The 18202-nt window shown below is 63.8% G+C and carries 12 protein-coding genes and 1 tRNA gene; 7 read left to right on the forward strand and 6 right to left on the reverse strand.

The annotated features are described in order from the left end of the window. Nucleotides 1-93: 93 nt before the first annotated feature. Nucleotides 94-1188, forward strand: a complete 1095-nt coding sequence (locus tag OCK01_RS09890) for an AI-2E family transporter (protein WP_182828366.1) — start codon at nt 94-96, stop codon at nt 1186-1188. Nucleotides 1189-1197: 9 nt separating this feature from the next. Next, the gene (locus tag OCK01_RS09895) at nt 1198-2286 is read left to right on the forward strand and encodes a putative zinc-binding metallopeptidase (protein WP_263823789.1); all 1089 of its coding nucleotides are present in this window, start codon (nt 1198-1200) and stop codon (nt 2284-2286) included. Between the two features lie 923 nt (nt 2287-3209). Here OCK01_RS09895 and pbpC read toward each other — a convergent pair. Together pbpC and OCK01_RS09905 are read right to left on the reverse strand one after the other, a co-directional pair. Further along, on the reverse strand, nt 3210-5231 hold the full coding sequence (gene pbpC / locus OCK01_RS09900) for a penicillin-binding protein 1C (RefSeq protein ID WP_263824019.1): 2022 nt from the start codon (nt 5229-5231) through the stop codon (nt 3210-3212). Nucleotides 5232-5297: 66 nt separating this feature from the next. Beyond that, nucleotides 5298-10757 carry an alpha-2-macroglobulin family protein gene (locus tag OCK01_RS09905; protein WP_263824020.1) on the reverse strand — a complete coding sequence of 1820 codons (5460 nt, stop codon included), beginning with the start codon at nt 10755-10757 and terminating at the stop codon, nt 5298-5300. A 351-nt stretch (nt 10758-11108) separates the two neighbouring features. Between OCK01_RS09905 and OCK01_RS09910 the strand changes: the two genes are divergently transcribed. Continuing rightward, complete coding sequence (locus OCK01_RS09910; protein WP_263823790.1) at nt 11109-12035, forward strand: 1-phosphofructokinase family hexose kinase; 927 nt, start codon at nt 11109-11111, stop codon at nt 12033-12035. A gap of 185 nt (nt 12036-12220) precedes the next feature. On the opposite strand, the gene OCK01_RS09915 is transcribed toward OCK01_RS09910, so the two are convergent. The 3 genes from OCK01_RS09915 to cpdR1 all read right to left on the reverse strand — a co-directional run bounded on the left by OCK01_RS09915 (nt 12221) and on the right by cpdR1 (nt 13565). Next, nucleotides 12221-12295, reverse strand: a tRNA-Val gene (locus OCK01_RS09915). 105 nt (nt 12296-12400) lie between these two features. Beyond that, nucleotides 12401-12868 carry a YccF family protein gene (locus tag OCK01_RS09920; protein WP_182828369.1) on the reverse strand — a complete coding sequence of 156 codons (468 nt, stop codon included), beginning with the start codon at nt 12866-12868 and terminating at the stop codon, nt 12401-12403. A 331-nt stretch (nt 12869-13199) separates the two neighbouring features. Next, nucleotides 13200-13565 carry a response regulator CpdR1 gene (cpdR1, locus tag OCK01_RS09925; protein ID WP_182828370.1) on the reverse strand — a complete coding sequence of 122 codons (366 nt, stop codon included), beginning with the start codon at nt 13563-13565 and terminating at the stop codon, nt 13200-13202. 244 nt (nt 13566-13809) lie between these two features. Here cpdR1 and OCK01_RS09930 point away from each other — a divergent pair, with 244 nt between their 5' ends. The 3 genes from OCK01_RS09930 to OCK01_RS26545 all read left to right on the forward strand — a co-directional run bounded on the left by OCK01_RS09930 (nt 13810) and on the right by OCK01_RS26545 (nt 16234). Then, nucleotides 13810-14694, forward strand: a complete 885-nt coding sequence (locus tag OCK01_RS09930; protein ID WP_182828371.1) for an N-formylglutamate amidohydrolase — start codon at nt 13810-13812, stop codon at nt 14692-14694. A 279-nt stretch (nt 14695-14973) separates the two neighbouring features. Further along, nucleotides 14974-15747, forward strand: a complete 774-nt coding sequence (gene hisN, locus OCK01_RS09935; protein WP_263823791.1) for a histidinol-phosphatase — start codon at nt 14974-14976, stop codon at nt 15745-15747. A 91-nt stretch (nt 15748-15838) separates the two neighbouring features. Continuing rightward, nucleotides 15839-16234, forward strand: a complete 396-nt coding sequence (locus OCK01_RS26545; RefSeq protein ID WP_412178991.1) for a type II toxin-antitoxin system PemK/MazF family toxin — start codon at nt 15839-15841, stop codon at nt 16232-16234. Between the two features lie 120 nt (nt 16235-16354). Here OCK01_RS26545 and OCK01_RS09940 read toward each other — a convergent pair whose 3' ends face one another. Then, complete coding sequence (locus tag OCK01_RS09940) at nt 16355-17320, reverse strand: alpha/beta fold hydrolase (RefSeq protein WP_263823792.1); 966 nt, start codon at nt 17318-17320, stop codon at nt 16355-16357. A gap of 394 nt (nt 17321-17714) precedes the next feature. Between OCK01_RS09940 and OCK01_RS09945 the strand changes: the two genes are divergently transcribed. Then, a complete protein-coding gene (locus OCK01_RS09945) occupies nt 17715-18185 on the forward strand; it encodes an Hsp20 family protein (protein WP_182828374.1) in 471 nt (156 codons plus the stop codon). The last annotated feature ends 17 nt before the right edge of the window (nt 18186-18202 follow it).

The raw sequence follows: 18202 nt of genomic DNA on the forward strand, positions 1-18202 counted from the left end.
ACGGTCCGGAGGACACCCGGAATTCGCCGCGTCTTTCCGGAACCAAACGCCGTCAGCCCCGTTGACGGGGCGGTATCGGGGATCGGCTCACTCATGCGCGCACGCGGCTTTCAACTCAAGACTATCCGGCTTGCTCCGCAGTCGGGCATAGACCAGGCGTCGGTCATCGGCGCGCGGATCGCGCAAATCCTCATTGCGCTGATCGTCGGCGTCGCGGCGCTGGATTACGCCGAGGTCATCCTCGCGCCGATCCTGCTCGGCGTGGTGATCGGCCTGATGTTCTCCCCGGTCGCCAAGGCGATCGAGCGACGCGGAATGCCGGCCTGGGTCTCGGGTCTCGCCATCGTCATCCTGTTCATCGCGCTGGTCGTCATTCTCGTCGGCGCGCTCGCCATGCCGCTGTCGGCCTGGGTCGACAAGGCGCCGCTGATCTGGGAAAGCCTCAAGCTGCATATCGCCGACTGGAAAGACATGATCTCGTCCTTCCAGGCCATGCAGAAGCAGTTGGGTTCGGCGATGGGCGAAACAGGCGGCGTCATGGTCAAGGTCGATCAGGGCGGCGGCGCAGTCGAAAGCGTGGTCACGCTCGGCCCCACCATCATCGCCGAGCTGCTGTTGTTTTTCGCCAGCATCTATTTCTTCGTCGCCACCCGCGACCAGTTCCGCGTCGCCGTGTTGAAGCTCTGCATCTCGCGTCGAGTCCGCTGGCGCATCGCGCATTTCTTTCGCGATACGGAACTCTTGATCTCGCGCTATCTGATGACGATCACGCTGGTCAATATCGGTCTCGGTTGCGCCGTCGCCTTCTGTCTCTGGCTGGTTGGCATGCCGTCGCCGTTGCTTTGGGGCGTGCTCGCCGCCGTGCTCAATTATGTCGTCTATGTCGGCCCGGCGATGATGGCCATCCTGCTGGTCTGCATCAGCCTCGCCACCCGGCATGGCGGCGTCGACATTCTCACGCCGCCGGCCATCTATCTCGGCCTGCATTTCATTGAATCGCAATTCGTCACCACCCAGGTGCTCGGCGTCACCATGACCATGAACCCGTTCCTGGTGTTCCTGGCGCTGGCCTTCTGGATCTGGCTGTGGGGCCCCGTCGGCGGCTTCATCGCGGTTCCCTCCCTTCTCATCCTCTATGCCTTCATGCGCAACACCATCAAGATGCGCGATCGAGTCAGCACCGTTTGAGGTCCGCCCATGAAAATCTTCAAATGCCAGAATTGCGGCAACACGCTGCATTTCAACAACAGCGTCTGCCTGAAATGCGGCTTGAAGGTCGGCTATATCGCCGATCTCGCCGAGATGTCGGCGCTCGAACCTGAAGGCGACGCCTTGCGCGCCATCGCCGCGCCGGGCCGCTTGTTCATCACCTGCGACAATGCGGAGAACGCCGCCTGCAACTGGCTCGTCGACGCAGAGAGCGGCGACAATTTTTGCCTCGCCTGCCGCTATAATCTCACTATCCCCGATCTTTCCGTCGCGGATAATCTCGAGCGCTGGCAAAAGATCGAGCAGGCCAAGCGACATCTGTTCTATTCGCTCACCCGGTTCGAATTGCCGATCCCGTCGCGCGCGGACGATCCGGAGCATGGCCTCGCTTTCGAGTTTCTCGCCGATGTCGTCGCCCCGGACGGGACGGTCGAGCCGGTGATGACCGGCCACGCCAACGGTCTCATTTCCATCAACATCGCCGAAGCCGACGATGCCGAACGCGAAAAGCGCCGGACGTCGATGGGCGAGCCCTATCGCACGCTGATCGGCCATTTCCGCCATGAGGTCGGTCATTTCTACTGGGATCTGCTGGTCAAGGACGGTGATCGCCTCAATCGCTTCAAGGCGCTGTTCGGCGATCCCACCGAAGATTACGGCGAGGCGTTGCAGCGCCATTACGCCGAAGGCGCGCCCGCCGACTGGCAGGAAAATTACATCTCGGCCTATGCCTCCGCCCATCCCTGGGAAGACTTCGCCGAGACCTGGGCGCATTGCTTCCATATGGTTGATGGGCTGGAAACAGCGATGGTCTATGGCATCTCGCCCGAAATCGAGTTCCTGCCCGGCGCGGGCCCCAAGCCCGGTGCGCATTTCGACCCCTACAAGGCCACCTCGATCCGCCCCGTCACGGCCTCCTGGATCCCGCTGACCGTGGCCATCAACGCGCTCAACCGCAGCCTGGGCCAGCCGGATTTCTACCCGTTCGTGCTGACCGGCAAGGTCATCACCAAGATCGATTTCGTGCTGAGGTTGATCGTGTCGGCGCAGAAGGAACAGGATCAGGAAGCGGCGTGAGAGGGTAGGGCCTATCCTCTTTTTCGAAGGGATGTCGTGCACCGACCCTCATCCCCCTGCCGGGACCTTCTCCCCGCGCATGCGGGGAGAAGAAGGGATGTGGCAGTGCCGGCTCACCATCGCCTTTCTCCCCGCATGCGCGGGGAGAAAGTGGCGGCAGCCGGGTGAGGGGCGAAGCACGCCGTCAATCGCAAACAGAACCCTCACCACCGTCATGCTCGGGCCTGTCCCCAGCACCTGCAACGCTTTGATTTTGCTCGCTGGCTCAGATCCTCGGCCCAGGGCCGAGGACGACGGCAGAGTGGAGGAAAACCCCTCCCCAACCCCTCCCCACAAGGGGGAGGGGCTTAAGCTGCCTCACCCTCCAAAACCCAAGCGACCTCTCGTCCGCAGCGCTGACCTGTGGCGCGCCGGCGGCAGCCCCGAGTTAAGCCCCTCCCCTTGTGGGAGGGGTGGGGGAGGGCCTTCCTCAAAAAATCCTCCTCCCAAAATATTTTCATCCCCCACCTTCCCACGCCCCTTATCCTCATCTCGTCCCATCATCGGCTACACCGCGAGGCGTCGCGGCGAGATGGGGCCGGCGCTGGGGGAAGGGGGACGACGTGCATCCTTTTCTCCGGGGCTTCGAGAAGCGACGACCCCCGAAGACTGGGGACCTTGGGCGTGAAAGCGTCCCCCCAGGGTGGCGTCTCGAAAGGGACGTTACAGTAAGGCCCGCTTTAGAGGCGGATTACCCGCAGGCTCGACTTGCGGCGACGAGCGTCAAGTTCGAGGCACAAACCGCCGAATGCGGGTCGCGATGAGCGTCACTATAAATTTAACTTAACGAGGCGTTCTTCGCGCCCCGGCCGAGCCCGCATGGGCGAAGCGAGAGAATGACGGACAACTCCGGGCGGTATGACGCGGCGGAGCGTTTTGGCGCGTCAGCGCACGAAGACGCGCACTGTCGAGGCGCGCCCCACCGCGTCGATCACCGTCAGCGTCGAATAGCCGGCGCCATCGGGGCGCCATTGGTAATTGCGCTTGCGGCTGGAGCCGTCCATTGGCCGTCCATTGGCGAGCCAGCGGAAGGGCGGGCGGCCGCCTTGCAGCTTGAGTTGCAGCGGCATGGCGTCGTCGCCGCCGAGCGCGAGGTCGACTTCCGCGCCTTCAGGCGGATAGACGATTTTCGGCGCCGGCTCGCGGGCCGAGAAGGAGACAAGGCCGTTGCCGGTCAGGGCAAAGCGCTTGAGGCTCGCGGGCAATTCCGCCTCGCTCAGTCGGAAGGCGCCGGCTGGGGCCGGCGGCAGCGCCGTCTGGGCGAGTTTGGCCTTGGCGAAGGCCTCGAACAGAATGGGGGCCGCAGTCTGGAAGCCGGAAATGCCGGGAATGGCGGCATTGTCGGCGCGGCCCACCCAGACGCCGAGCACATATTTGCCGTCATAGCCGATGGTCCAGGCGTCGCGATAGCCATAGGAGGTGCCGGTCTTATAGGCCAGGCCGCGGGGAATGGCGCCGAGCGGCGGCCGCATGCCCGAGAGGACGTCGGACACCTGCCAGGCGGCGATCGGGTCCATGATCGGTTCGGCCTCGATCACGCCCGGCTCCTCGCGGACGCCGTCGCCGAGCTTGACCGGAAAACCGCGATTGGCGAGCGCGGCGTAGAGCTGGACGAGATCGCGCAGGCTGACGCCCGCGCCGCCAAGCGCGATCGCCAGTCCCGGCGCTTCGCCCTGCGGCAGCCTGGGATTGACGCCGGCGCGGCGGAAACGGCTGGTCAAACGCGTCGGGCCGACCGCTTCGAGAAGCTTCACGGCGGGCACGTTGAGGCTCATCTGCAGCGCCTGGCGGATGGTCACGTCGCCCTGATAGCTCATGTCGAAATTCTTCGGCCGGTAGCCGAAGAAATCGGCGGGCCGGTCCTCGATGATCGTCTGCTGGGCGATCATGCCCTGCTCGAAAGCGAGGCCATAGATGAAGGGCTTCAGCGTCGAGCCCGGCGAGCGCAGCGTCCGGGTCATGTCGATCCAGCCGGAGCGGGCGCCTTCGAAATAGTCGGCTGAGCCGACTTCTGCGAGGATGGCGCCGGTGCGGCTTTCGGCCAGCAGCAGCGCCACCGAGATCTTCGGCCCCAGCCGCTCGGCGGCGTCGCGGGCCACGATCTCCAGCGCCGCCTGGGCGTCGCGCTTCAGCGTCGTCTGGTGGCTGAGCGCGCGGGGGTCCTTGCGGATGGCGGCTTCGGCGAGATGGGCGGCGTAAGCCGGCAGTTGCCGGCGCTTCTTGGGAATGGGCGCAAGGCGGGCGCGTCCGGCCTCGCCTTCGCCGATCACGGTCGCCACGGCGAGCCGGGTCAGCACCCGTTCGCGGGCGGCCTCGGCATTGGCGGGAAAGCGATCGGGACGCCTGCGCTCCGGCAACTGCGGCAGCGCGACGAGGAGGGCCGCCTGCGCCACCGTCAGCCGCTTGGGCTCCTTGCCGAAATAAGCGAGGCTTGCGGCGCGCACGCCTTCGAGATTGCCGCCGAAGGGGGCGAGGTTGAGATAGAGATCGAGGATCTCGGCCTTGCTCAGCCGCCGCTCGATCTGGGCGGCGCGGGCGATCTGGATCAGCTTGGCGGCGATCGAGCGGTCCTTGCGCGGCTCGATCAGCCGGGCGACCTGCATCGAGAGCGTCGAGCCGCCCGAGACGATGCGGCCATGGGCGGCGAGCTGGCCGGCGGCGCGGCCGAGCGCCCAGAGGTCGACGCCGCGATGTTTTTCGAACCGCTGGTCCTCATAGGCCACCAGCATCCGAAGATAATGCGGATCGACATCGCCTGATGTCACCGGCAGCCGCCATTTGCCGCCGCTGGTGGTGAAGGCGCGCAAGAGCTGGCCGTCGCGGTCGAGAACCTGGCGGGAGCGCTCCATCGCCGCCTCGAGCGGCGGGGGATAAGCCCGGTCGGCCTCGGCGAGCCCGTAGACCATCCCGGCTGACAGGGCAGCCTGGAGGGCGACGAGCACGCCGAAGAGTTTTGCCGTCCGGGCCAAGGCTCAGTCCTTTACGACCTGCATCCGGCCCGCGGCGGTGCGGGCGGACAATTGCGGACGATACATATCCTCCACCGTCGCCGCCGGGTGATCATAGACGCCCGGATTGGTGGCGCGGACGACATAGGCGAGCGTGAAGTCGTTGCTGTCGCCCGGGGCATGATCGAGAGCGGCCAGGAAGCGGTCGTAGCGGAATTCGAGATGGGCGGCCTGGGTCTCGGGCAGCCAGTCGAAATTGGACAGCGAGGCGGAATTGACGAGACCGGGATTGTCGATCTCGAAACCGGCCGGCAGCATGTCGGAGACCATGATGCGGCTCGTCCAGTCATTGGCCTGCTTCACCGTGAGCACCACGACATAGCGCTCGTTCTGCTTGACCTCGCTCGGATTGGCCTCCTCGCCCTCCAGTGTGTAATAGGCGCGGGAGATCTCGAAGCCGTCGCCGCCGGCCGGCATCGGCTCCTTCGGCGAGGCGACGGTGGTGATCATCGCGGTTACCGGCTCGTTGGCCTCGTTGCGCAGCGTGATCGGCTCGGCGGTCAGCGCGTCGCCGGTCAGCCGGTCGCGCCAGCCGCCGGTCTTGAGCGCGCCGTTGACGCTGACGCGGATCGACTGGTCCTGCTCCTTCAGAGCCCGGGCCGCTAGCACCATCCAGGATTCCTCCTGGGTCGAGGTGTAGCGGGTTTGGCCCCATTCGCGGCCGACAAGGTCGGTCATGGCGGGCGTGATGGCGCTTTGCGGGCGGCTTTCGGCGGCCAGCGCCAGGATAGCGGCGCTGTCGCGGAGGTTGGAGCCATAGTCGGAGCGGGCCCAGTTGACGGTGGTGAGACCCGCCGAGAGATTGGCGACTTCGGCGAAGATCCGCTCGGAGCGCTGATGATCGCCATAGAGTGCGAGTGCGGCGGCGATATGGGCCTTGGCGAGCTGGGTCGGGAACTGATCCAGCATCGTGTCGGCGTAATAGCGCAGATCGCTGATCGCGGCCTTGCGGTTGCGGGCCAGCACATAGAGCGCATAGGCCATCTCATTGCCGCGGTCGGCGACATTGGTGTCGTAGGCCAGCTGGTTTTCGAGATTGTCCAGGGCTGTGGCCAGCGCCTGTTCCGGCACGTCGAATTTCTGTTCGCGGGCCCGGGTCAGGAAGTCGGTCACATAGGAATCGAGCCAGAAATCGCCGGAGCCGGGCGACCACAGGCCGAAGCTGCCGGAGGACGACTGGTAGGACAGAACGCGCTGGATGGCGTCCTGCACCCGCTTCTTGACCTCGCCGTCGTCGGTGATGCCGGAGGCGGAGGAGAGCTCGCTGAGATAGAGCAGCGGCAGAGCCCGGCTGGTGGTCTGCTCGGCGCAGCCATAGGGGTAGCGGTCGAGCGTCATCAGCAGCGAGGCGATGTCGAATGTCGGGTTGCGGGTCAGGTTCACCGAGACGGAGGCGCCTTGCATGATCGAATTGGCGAGCAGCTGGTCGTCGACCAGCAATTGCCGGCCCGGCTCGATCCGCACCATGCGCCTTTCGGTCATCGGCGGTGTCGAGGGCCGCACGGTGATATCGAGCGCCTGGGTGAAGCGTTCGCCATTGGGGCCATTGAGCGCGATGTCGATCTGGCCGGTTCCCGGCTCGCCGCCGGTGATCGGCAGCGTGACATCAGCTTTGCCGCCTGATGCGAGCGAAATCGGCGCCTGATCCGCCTTGGACAGGACGGAGACCAGCGCGCCGCCATCGACGTCGAGCGTATAGTCGCCAGCCGGCGCATCGGTGTTGGCGATGTCGAGGCGGAGTTCCGCCTGATCGCCGGGGGCGAGGAATTTCGGCATGGCGGCGGTCACCACGACGGGGTCGCGAATGATCACGTCGCGGCTGGCGTGACCCAGGCCGGTCTTGGTCCAGGCCACGGCCATCACGCGGGCCGTGCCGTTGAACTGCGGAATGTCGAAGCTGACCTTCGCTTTGCCGTCGGCGTCCAGCGTCACGGGGCCGGCGAAGAAGGCGACCAGCTTTTCGGTCGGCGGCTTGCCCTGCAGCGCGGTTTCCGCGCCGTCGCCGCCGGTGCGCAGGCGTCCGGTCGCGCCGAGCGAGCCGTCGATCAGCCGGCCATAGAGGTCGCGAATTTCGACGCCGAGGCGGCGCTGGCCGAAATACCAGTCTTCGGGGTTGGGCGGCTCATAGCCGGTGAGATTGAGAATGCCGACATCGACGGCGGCGACCGTGACATAGGCCTCCTCGCCGATACCGGCGCCCTGAACGGCGACGGAAATGTCGAGCGGCTGGCGCGGCAGCGTCTTTTCGGGCGCGTCGAGGGTCATGGCGAGCTTGCGATCGCCGGGGTCCACCGCCAGCCATTTGACGCCGATGGCCCGCATGGGCATGCGGCTTTCGCTGCTGTCGCCGGGGCGGAAGAGGGTGGCGGTCACATAGGCGCCGGCGCCCATCTCGGCGGTGACGGGAATGTCGATCTCGCCGCCGTCCTTGCCGATCGTGGCGGTCATGGAGGTCACGAGGCTTTCGGTGCCGACATTGACCAGCGCTTCGCCGGCGAAACGCGAGGAGACGCGCAGCTTGGCGGTGTCGCCGACCTTGTAGCTCTCCTTGTCGAGCGCGATTTCGAGGCCGTCGGGCGTCTCGGTCGATGTCGCCGCCACGAACCAGCCGGCGTCGAATTCGACGGAGCTCGCGGGTCCTTCGGCGGCGGCGCTTTCGATTTCGAGGCGATAGCGGCCCCAGGCCACGGGCACGCCGATCTCGCCGCCCTCGGCGGTCAGGTCGAGCTTGCCGTTGGCGACCTGCTTGGTGTTGGTGACAGGCTCATAGCGCCAGCCGGAGCCGTCGCGATACCATTGGTAATTCCGCTCGATCTGCACGAGTTTCCAGATCAGGCCGGTGGCCGCCTGTTTCTGGCCGTCGCGGTCGAGCGAGACGACATGGAACTTGGCCAGCGAATTTTCCGGCACTTCGCCGTCGAATTCCGGCTTGACGCCGATCATCTCGTCGCCGGTCCGAACCGGCAGCGTCAGATTGCGCTCCACGGCGCGGCCGCCGGCTTCGCGCATGCGAATGCTGATCTTGGCGTCGAGGAACTGGGTGGTCGAGGGCAGCGCCGGCAGATCCACGGGGATCGCCGCCTTGCCCTGCTCGTTGAGAACAGGCAGACCCTCCAGGGTGTTGCGGCTTTCGTCGATCGCTTCCTCGTCGGCGAGGCCGAACTGGTATTTCGGGAAGGCTTCGCTGGTGCGGGTCGGCTTCAGCGAAATCTCGCCTTCCAGCTCGAGGCCGGCGCCGGGTGCGCCATAGAGATAGCGGCCGTCGATATCGACGGTGACGGGCTTGCCGGGCTCGATCGCCTTGTCGGCGGTGGTCATGTCGAATTCGATCCGGTCGGGCGTGAAATCCTCGACCAGGAAAGTCTGCTCGCGGATCGACGGCTGGTTCGGGTCGGTATGGACGCGCACCGTCCAGGCGCCGCGCATCGCGGTCTCCAGCATCGGCAGGTCGACGGCGTAGCCGCCCAGCGCGCCGCCGGTTTCCACCAGGCGCCGGTCCTCGACGCCGTCGGGGCGGGCGACGATGAAGGTCAGCGGCAGTTTCTCGATCGCCTTGCCTTCGATGTCGCGGGCCAGCGAGGCGAGATGCACGGTTTCGCCGGCGCGGTAGATGCCGCGTTCGGTCCAGGTCAGCACGTCGACGGCGCCGGGCGCGGTGCGGCCGGTGACGCCGCGGTCGGAAAGGTCGAAGCCGGCGCGGGTCATGTCGAGGAAGACATAGTCGCCGGCGCCGTTCTGGGCGGTCAGAATGGCCGGGGCCATGGCGGCGGAGCCGCGCATCAGGCCGGCGGAGAACACGGCTTGGCCCTGCGCGTCGGTGGTGGCGCTGCCCAGCACTTCATTGTTGCGGGCGAGCAGATTGAGGGTCACGCCGGCCAGCGGCTTGGCGGAGGCCAGCGAGCGGGCGAAGACATGCAGCCCGTCGGTTCCGGCATAGGTGGTCAGGCCGGTGTCGGAGACCACGAACCATTGGGTGGCCTTGCTGTCCCAGTCGTTGGTCTGCGCCTGGCTGGCGGTCGCGGTCAGCACATAGACGCCGGGCTTGCGTTCGGGGATCGCCTCGTCGACCGGGAAGGAGGTGACGACTTCCTTGTTGAGCTCGGGAGCGATGACGATGTCGCCGCTCCAGACCAGCTGGCCCTGTTCGCTCTCGATCTGAGAGGCGCGGTAGCCGTCCACCTGGGTCAGGAATTGGGAATTGTAGAGGATCGAGGCGATGTTGCGGTCGCCGATCCGGTAGAGCTTCAGCTGGGCGCTGTCGGTGTTGATCGAGACGATCGGAATGCCGCGGCGGGCGGTAGAGGGCAGCACGAAACTGTCGCCGGTGAAGCGGACGGTCGGGGCGCGGTCGCGGACATAGATGTCGAGATCGACCTGCTGGCGCAGCGCTTCCTCGACCGAGGACGGCAATCCCTGGCGCAGCGCCAGCTTGTAGCGCTCGCCATGCTTGAGATCGCCGACGCAGATTTCCAACCCCTTGGCGTCGACGGATTTGGGCGCCGCGCCATTGAGAGTGACGAAGGACGTGTAGTCGACGCCCGCCTTGACCAGAGGCTCGGAAAACTGAACGCAGGCGCGCGGATCGGCGCTGTCGGCGTCGGTGGTGTTGCCGGTGACGCGGAAGCCGTAACGCTCGATATAATCGGCGAGCGCCAGCTTGACGGCGGGATCCTCGACGAGCGCGAGGCTGGCCTTCAGCGCATTGATGCCGTCGCGGAACAGCTGGTTGTTTTCATAGGCCTTGGCGAGGGCTGCGAGCGCCTGGGCGCGTTGGGTGCGGGTGCGGCTCAGTTGGTAGGCGTTGACCGAGGCCGACAGGCCGTCGGCATTGACCGACCAGTCCTGATTGGAGCGGCCGGCGATCCCGGCCATTTCGAGCCAGAGATCGATATTGTCGGGCTGCTGGATGAGCGCGCTCTTGAAGGTGGCCATGGCGTGCGGATAGACGCCGTTCGCCGCATCTTGGCGTGCGATCACCAGAAGCGCCTCGACGCTCAGGCCCGACTGGCCCTCGGCCACGGCCAGTTGCTCCTTCTGGCGAGCGGCGTCGTTTTCCTGCTGGGTGGTGATGAACGGCATCTTGGGCGCCGCGCCGAGATCGGGCTCGCTTTGCGCCTGGGTCTCGGTCACGACGATCTTGCCGGCCACCGCGCCGGGAAACGCGTTCATCTTCTTGAAATCGGACTTCAGGAAGCACCATTTGGCTCTGGTGTTGAAGGTGAAGGCCTTGCATTGCTCGTCGTCGACGCAGACCTGCTTGCATTCGTCCAGCGAGACGTTCTGCACGGTGCGAAGGTCGAAGCCGAAATAGTCGGCGTCCTTGACGGTGACCACCTCTCGCGTTTCCGCCGCCATGGACGGCGCAGGCGCGACGAGGAGCGTTGACATGAGAAGGGACGTCCAGAGAAGCGCGCGGGTCACGATCTATTCTCCCATCAAGAGCCCTGGAGGGGGCGCAGTGTTCGAGGCGGTCAGTCAGTCGAGTTCGAAGGGAGAGATGTGACGGGCCGATCAGGATTGCGCAGGCTTTTCAGTCGCGGCTCATCCGAAACAGGCAGATCGTCGTCGTCCCCCTCGTCGACAGTTTCCGATCTTTCGTAGCACAGACGGCCAACGGTTCTAATATATTCGCCGGCCCACCCAAAAATAATTGATCGGGAGCGGTAATGCCCCGTTCGTCTTGACCAGAATCAAGGAAGCCTGTGGCCCGTCCCCGCCAGACTGCAGGCGCAGGGATCGTGTCAGCTTTCATCAACGCCTCTTCAGGAGCGCCGCATGCGCATTTTCGCCATCGCCCTCAATCCCACACTCGACGTGTCGAGCGACGCGATCCGCGTCGTGCCGACCCACAAGGTCCGGACGCGAAATCAGCGTCTCCATCCCGGCGGCGGCGGCGTCAATGTCGCCCGCGTCGTGCTGGAGCTCGGCGGCGCGCCCGAATTGATGATCCTGTCCGGCGGAGCGACCGGCGCTCTGCTCGAAGATGCATTGGGGCGGTTGCCGATCCCTCTCGACCTTGTGCATGTCAAAAGCCCGACCCGCATCGCGACGATGGTGCATGAGGAGGAGACGGGGCTCGAATACCGCTTCGTGCCCGAGGGCGACCCGCTCAGCGAACACGAAGCGCTCTCGGCATTGCAAAGGCTCGAAACGGTGAGAGACGCGTTCATCGTGGCGAGCGGCAGCCTGCCGCCGGGAGCGCCCGTGGACACTTATGCGCGCATGGCCGCGATCGCCGGTGGGAACGGCAGCCGGTTCGTGCTCGACACGTCCGGCCCGGCGCTCGCGGCGGGCCTTTCGGGCGAGCCGGTCTTCTTCGTCAAGCCGAGCCTCAGTGAAATGGAGGGGCTGATGGGCGCCAGGCTGGAAAGAGCCGACGCCGAGGCCGCGGCGCTGGAACTTGTGGGCAAAGGCCGCGCCCGCTATGTGGCGGTGACGCTCGGCGCGGAGGGCGCCATCCTGGCCGGTCCCGAAGGCGCGCTCCGGCTCGCGAGCCCTAAGGTGGAGGTGCGCTCGGCGGTCGGGTCGGGCGATTCCTTCGTGGGCGCTTTCGTCTGGGCGTTGTCGGAAAAAAAAGATGCAGGCGAGGCGTTTCGCTGGGCGATCGCCGCCGGCGCGGCGACGGCGATGACGTCGGGAACCGATCTCTGCAGCAAGGGCGACATCGAATCACTGATGAAGCGAATCACGACGACGACGTGATTCGGCTGTCGGATTCGTCTCGACCCGTCCGGCGGAAGAAAAGTTGGGAGATTGCGGATCCGACGTCGAGAAACATGCGGATGCCTGAAGCCGCTGCAGCCCAGGCTCTTGGCTTTTTTGAACCTGGGCCCGGAAACGGAGAAGCCCGCACAGGGCGGGCTTCTCAACGTTTTCAGTAATAAGGATGGTGGGCGTGACAAGGATCGAACTTGTGACCCCTACGATGTCAACGTAGTGCTCTCCCGCTGAGCTACACGCCCATCCGATGTCGGCGCATAGACCACAGTACCCTTTGCGCGTCAATAGCTTTTTTCGGATCCTGTGAATTCTTTGCGACGAAACCCTCAGGCGGCCTTCCTCTTGGTTCAAGCCCTATAGGCCGCCAGCACTCTTGCAGCCTTGTCTTCCCGCACCGCTTTCGCCAGCTCCAAGGTGACGACCCGCCGGCCCACGGGCCAAAGCGAGATCGCCGCCAGTTTGAAGCACTGCAATCCGAACGGAATCCCGATGATGGTCATGCAATAGACGATGCCGTGCAGCACATAAGCGAGGAAAAGAGCCAGTCCAAACGTACACGCCCAAATGACGTTGAACAGGAAGCCGATCGCGCCCGTTATCGCCGTTCCCGTGGAAAGCGTCTTGTTGTCGAGATCGCGGATATGAACCACGTCTTTGCCGAATGGCCATGCCGACAGTTTGGCCATTTCAATCGCGGCGCGGGTCAAGGGCAGCCCAACAATCGATATGGCGAAGACCAACGCGCCAACGAGCCAAATGAGCGCTGTCACCGCGCCGCCAAATACAAACCAGATCACGTTTCCGGCAAATCTCATTTCATCCCCCAGAGGTTGAGGCTGCGTTCTAGGTCAACCTCATAGGGGCAGGCAAGCGCCAAAGCGTCGGGTTCGTGTCGAATTCAAATATCGCCAAACCGAAAAAGCCGCCTCATTTCAAAGGCGGCCTGCTCAGATCGGAATAACTGGTCGTGGCCGGTACACGGCGCACATTGGGGGATCGAACTCTTGCGAGCACGATCGGCCTGCAATCGCAACATAGGGTCTATACCGCCGAGCGACGCGTCCACGCAGTTTCGTTGCATGGGCCGCATAGTCTTCGCGCGACGACAGCCTTTATCCGCATCCGTGAATTCTTGCGACGAAACCCTCAGGCGGCCGTCAGCATCTTGTTGACCTCGTCGACGAGGTCGCGAAGGTGGAAGGGCTTGGACAGGACCTTGGCGTCCTTGGGGGCGTTGGAGTCCGGATTGAGCGCCACGGCGGCGAAGCCGGTGATGAACATGACCTTGAGATCGGGGTCGAGTTCGGTGGCGCGGCGCGCCAATTCGATGCCGTCCATCTCCGGCATCACGATGTCGGTCAGAAGCAGCGAGAAGGGTTCTTCCCGAAGACGGTCATAGGCGCTGGCGCCGTTGTCGTAGGAGATCACCTTGTAACCGGCTTTCTCCAGCGCCTTCACCAGAAAACGGCGCATGTCGTTGTCGTCTTCGGCGAGAAGGATTTTCTGGCTCATATTTTTGTGTACCCGTTGTCACTCAAACTCGAACGCTTTTTCTACCCGGACTCTAGGGGCGCCGGAGTAAAAATCCCGTGAATGTTTCGCCTTTCACGGGTCTTTGTCAAATCGGCGCGCCGCGCCTGTGGATGACGCGATTTTGCCGCCGGTTCGACGAGGACTTGGCGCTGCGGCTGGACTTGTCCCGTCGGCGCTGGCAACATGACAGAATGATGATTTGGGTCGAGGGCCGATTTTTCGCATGGTATGGGATTTTCGGGAGGGGGAATTATTCGAGATCCGGGAGCCTGACGACCATCAGATTCCGCTCGTCCTCAATTCTCCCCATAGCGGCCGCATCTATCCGCGCGCATTCGTGGAAGGTTCACGCCTCGACACTCTGAGCCTGCGCCGCTCGGAGGATCACTTCGTCGACGAATTGTTTTCGGGCGGGGTGTCGCTCGGCGCGCCGATGCTGAAAGCGCATTTTCCGCGAGCCTATGTCGACGTGAACCGTGAGCCCTACGAGCTCGACCCGCGCATGTTCGACGGGCCGCTGCCGCCTTACGCCAACACGGCGTCGGTGCGCGTGGCCGGCGGGCTGGGCACGGTGCCGAAAATCGTCGCGGAAAACATGGAGATCTATGGACGGAAACTGCCGGTGAACACGGCGCTCGATCGCGTGGAGCATATCTACAAGCCCTATCATACGGCGTTGCGCCGGCTGATAGCCCGCACGCATGCGCGTTTCGGCCGCGCCATCCTGATCGACTGCCATTCTATGCCGGGCAATATCCGCATCACCGGCAGCGGCATGCGGCCCGACGTGATCATCGGCGACCGCTACGGCACCTCCGCCTCGTCCGAGCTGTCTCGGCTGGCGCTGAAGCTGCTCGAGGATCTCGGTTTTGCCGCAGTGCGGAACAAACCCTATGCCGGCGGCTTCATCACCGAACATTACGGCCGGCCGGCGCGCGGCCTGCATGCGCTGCAGATCGAAATCAACCGCTCGCTGTATATCGACGAGACGACTTTGGAGAAGCGTCCAGACTTCGCAAAGGTGGCCGGAGCGATGCGGCAGTTTCTCGAAAATCTCGCGACGGAAGTCAGCGTTCCCCAGGTTTCCACGGCTTACGCTGCGGAGTGACATTGCTCCATCACGTCCAGGGCTCAAAAAAAACCGCGCTGTGAGCGCGGTCAAGTCTAGGGAGGAAACACCCAAGGAGGGCATTTACAGCCGGTAAGGACTGTAAGAAAAAGATAACTGCTGCAGCGCAAAAAAGTCAACAGAAATGATGAACGAAAAATGACATAATTTGCATCTGCGGAAATTTTATTGCCTCAGGAATCGAGCGGCTTGATTTTTCATGCCTTTGTCGCGCACAAGCCCGATGATCCGTTGATAATTCCCCGACAGGAGTGAGTGATGACGCCCGACCGCGCCTTTTTCGACCGCCTCGCCGACGCCGCGCGGGCTGAAACTCTGCCGCGATTCCGGTCCGGCCTATCGGTGGTCGACAAGGGCGGGCAGCATTACGATCCTGTCACCGAAGGCGACCAGGCGGCCGAAGCCGCCATTCGCGGGCTCATCGAGGCGGAATTTCCCGATCACGGCATTCTCGGCGAGGAGCACGGTTCGGTCGGCCTCGATCGCGATTATGTCTGGGTGATCGACCCGATCGACGGCACGCGCGCCTTCATCTCCGGCGTTCCCGTCTGGGGCACGCTGGTCGGCCTCTATCACAAGGGTCGCGCCGTGATGGGGCTGATCGACCAGCCCTTCACCGGCGAACGCTATTTCGCCGACGGCGAGAAATCCTTCTATCGCGGTCCCGACGGCGAGCGGGTGATCCGCACCAGCGGCTGCACCCGCATCGAAGACGCCAAGCTGTTCACCACCTCGCCGCATCTGTTCGAAGGCCGCGACGAGACGGTCTATCGCGCGATCGAGAAAAAGGCGCGGCTGTTCCGTTATGGCGTCGATTGCTACGCCTATGCGCTGCTCGCCGCGGGCCATGTCGATCTCGTCGTCGAATGCGCGCTGAAGCCTTATGACGTCGGCGGCATTATTCCGGTGATCGAGCAGGCTGGCGGCGTGATGACCGACTGGCAGGGCGGGCGGCCGGAAATGGGCGGCTATATCGTGGCTGCGGCCACGGAGGCGCTGCATCGCGAGGCGCTGGAAATACTGAACGCGTGAGCGAAATCATATCTTCGTAGTACGCGCATCCACGGGTTGTAACTTCGTGCTTAGGCATTAATCTCTGGCGACGCTTTGCCAGGGGTTTTTAATGGTTGAGGAGCACGAAAAGCCTCCGAGAGTTCAGCCGCGGCTAAAGTCGGCCCCGAAAGTCCGACAGTTGTATTGGTGTGATTTCCCTAAAGACGCCCAACTTCCGGAATTTTGGAAGCGAAGGCCGGTCATAATTCTATCCTTTCGGAATACGCTCTTCGGCACCGTTGTTGTTGTCCCTTGCTCCTCTTTGCAAGATCAAGATCCGAGGAAAGCAACCCTCTTCAAGACGACAATTGATGGGAGGATTGGTTGGGCAATTTGTGACAAGCCCACAACTGTAGCCATCAGCCGGTTGGTGCCAGATAAGAGCGGAATTCCTCGCTTGCCGGAGGAGGAATTCAACGAGGTGCTGAAGATGGTTCTCGATTGGCTACCAAGACCCAGCACCTGACTTGTTCTTGAAAAGGACACGACAACTTACTATATTAAGCTCACATACGGCCCGGAAACGGTGTCCGCTTCCCGAAAGGGAACTACTGGGGGAGCAGAAATGCACCCCCTTATTCGTTTCTCAGTCCCCCGAATAGATCAGCGGATCGGCGTCCGAGCCGGGAATGAAGGCCTTGATGGCGGCGAGCGTCTGGTCGCGGAAGATGTCGCGCTCCTGCAGCAGTTCATGGGCGGCGCCGGGGATCGTCACCAGCTTGCCGGCGCGGAAGCATTGCGACAGCGCCTCGAAATATGGGTAGGGCACGATCTTGTCGGCGCTGGGCGCGATCACCAGCGTCGGGATCTCGATGCGGTGAAGATGCTCCATGCGGGTGACCGTTTCGATCGCGCGGATCATAGAGGCGATCCAGCTCGCGGTGGGCGGGCCGATGAACAGGTCGGGATGCTCGTCATGGATGGCGCGGTTGCGGCGATAGCGGACCGGATCCGACGTCAGCACATTGCCGTCGAACGGCCGTTCCAGCACGTCCTTGGAAAACTGCACCGCGCCCAAACCGGTGTAGTGGGCGGCGTTTGCGAGGACTTTCAACAGGCCATTGGGGATGCCGATGCCCGCGGCGCCCACGAACGGCGCGCAGAGCGCCATGCGATCGATGCGATTGGAGAGCCAGGGCGCGGCCCTGAGCGCCACGAGCGCGCCCATCGAATGCGCGACAATGAAGAAGGGCATCTTGGCGTCGGGAAGCACGACTTTCTCGATGAAGGCGTCGAGATCGCGTTCGAGATCGCCGAAGCGGCGCAGATGTCCCTTGCGCGCCTGCGGATGCAGCCGCGGCGAGCCGCCCTGGCCGCGCCAATCGAAGGTGGCGACCCAGAGACCGGCTTCGGTGAGATCGCGGATGGTTTCGTAGTATTTTTCGATCGTTTCGTTGCGGCCGTGCAGCAGGATGACGGTTCCCGCCGAGGGAGACTGGGTGGAGCGGAAGATCGCGTAGCGCAGCTTCACGCCGTCGAAACTGTCGAAGAAGCCGGCGACGTGATTGTCGGGCGGAAGATTGTCAGGCGTGGCGCGGAGAACTGGGGGCATGGCGTCCGGAAATGCGATTGTGGTGCGACGCTAGCACGATTCGCACGGCTGCGGCGGCAAACAAAAAAAGGCCGGAGACCGCTGGATGGGGACAGGGGCGGCTCCGGCTGGAAGTCGACCGGAGCGGAAGGGACGTCATCGCTCCGGTCACGGGAGGGATGCTCCCATGGCCATGTTCTTACGCCGCCCCGGGTGAACGCGCGCCGAACTCCCCGTTCATCCGTCATTCATGTTTTCGGCTCGCGTATGCCGGGTCTTGAAAGCGGAGAAAAGCTCTCCCACCTAAGCCCTGCGGGACGCCGATGACGGGTCCCCGAACCGGGCGCGCGGGGCCGAGGAACGGACCGGACGCCTGAACGACACAATCGCAAACGTTGCTCTCAAGGAGGACACCATGCGTCACTTCGATTTCTCTCCGCTCTATCGCTCCACCGTCGGTTTCGACCGCGTCTTCACGATGCTCGACAGCCTGTCGCAGCCGGAGCAGCCGACCTATCCTCCCTATAATATCGAGAAGACGGGCGAGAACGCCTATCGGATCTCGATGGCGGTCGCCGGCTTCGACGAGAGCGAATTGTCGATCGAGCTCAACCAGCATCTTCTGTCGGTGAAGGGCGAAAAGTCCGACGACAAGACCGAAGGCTCCGAACTCCTTTATCGCGGCATCGCCAAGCGCGCTTTCGAGCGCCGCTTCCAGCTCGCCGATCATGTCGAAGTTCGCGCCGCGCATCTGAAGAACGGCCTGCTGCATATCGACCTCGTCCGCGAGATCCCGGAGGCGATGAAGCCGCGCCGGATCGAGATCGCAGCTCCGGCGGGCGCCGAAGCGCCCAAGGCCATCGAGGCCCAGGTCATCAACGGCTAAATCTCGCTGCCTAAAAT

The organism is Rhizobium sp. TRM95796 (assembly GCF_025779995.1).
GTDB lineage: Bacteria > Pseudomonadota > Alphaproteobacteria > Rhizobiales > Rhizobiaceae > Rhizobium_E.

What these genes read in the sequence shown, in the direction of transcription:
- pbpC (WP_263824019.1), bottom strand. Translation starts at nt 5,231, where the DNA reads ATGGTCTACGGGCTCGCCGAGGCCGACCGGGCTTATCCCCCGCCGCTC.
- OCK01_RS09930 (WP_182828371.1), top strand. Translation starts at nt 13,810, where the DNA reads ATGGTATGGGATTTTCGGGAGGGGGAATTATTCGAGATCCGGGAGCCT.
- OCK01_RS09940 (WP_263823792.1), bottom strand. Translation starts at nt 17,320, where the DNA reads ATGCCCCCAGTTCTCCGCGCCACGCCTGACAATCTTCCGCCCGACAAT.
- OCK01_RS09910 (WP_263823790.1), top strand. Translation starts at nt 11,109, where the DNA reads ATGCGCATTTTCGCCATCGCCCTCAATCCCACACTCGACGTGTCGAGC.
- OCK01_RS09895 (WP_263823789.1), top strand. Translation starts at nt 1,198, where the DNA reads ATGAAAATCTTCAAATGCCAGAATTGCGGCAACACGCTGCATTTCAAC.
- cpdR1 (WP_182828370.1), bottom strand. Translation starts at nt 13,565, where the DNA reads ATGAGCCAGAAAATCCTTCTCGCCGAAGACGACAACGACATGCGCCGT.
- OCK01_RS09945 (WP_182828374.1), top strand. Translation starts at nt 17,715, where the DNA reads ATGCGTCACTTCGATTTCTCTCCGCTCTATCGCTCCACCGTCGGTTTC.
- OCK01_RS09890 (WP_182828366.1), top strand. Translation starts at nt 94, where the DNA reads ATGCGCGCACGCGGCTTTCAACTCAAGACTATCCGGCTTGCTCCGCAG.
- OCK01_RS09920 (WP_182828369.1), bottom strand. Translation starts at nt 12,868, where the DNA reads ATGAGATTTGCCGGAAACGTGATCTGGTTTGTATTTGGCGGCGCGGTG.
- OCK01_RS26545 (WP_412178991.1), top strand. Translation starts at nt 15,839, where the DNA reads ATGGTTGAGGAGCACGAAAAGCCTCCGAGAGTTCAGCCGCGGCTAAAG.
- hisN (WP_263823791.1), top strand. Translation starts at nt 14,974, where the DNA reads ATGACGCCCGACCGCGCCTTTTTCGACCGCCTCGCCGACGCCGCGCGG.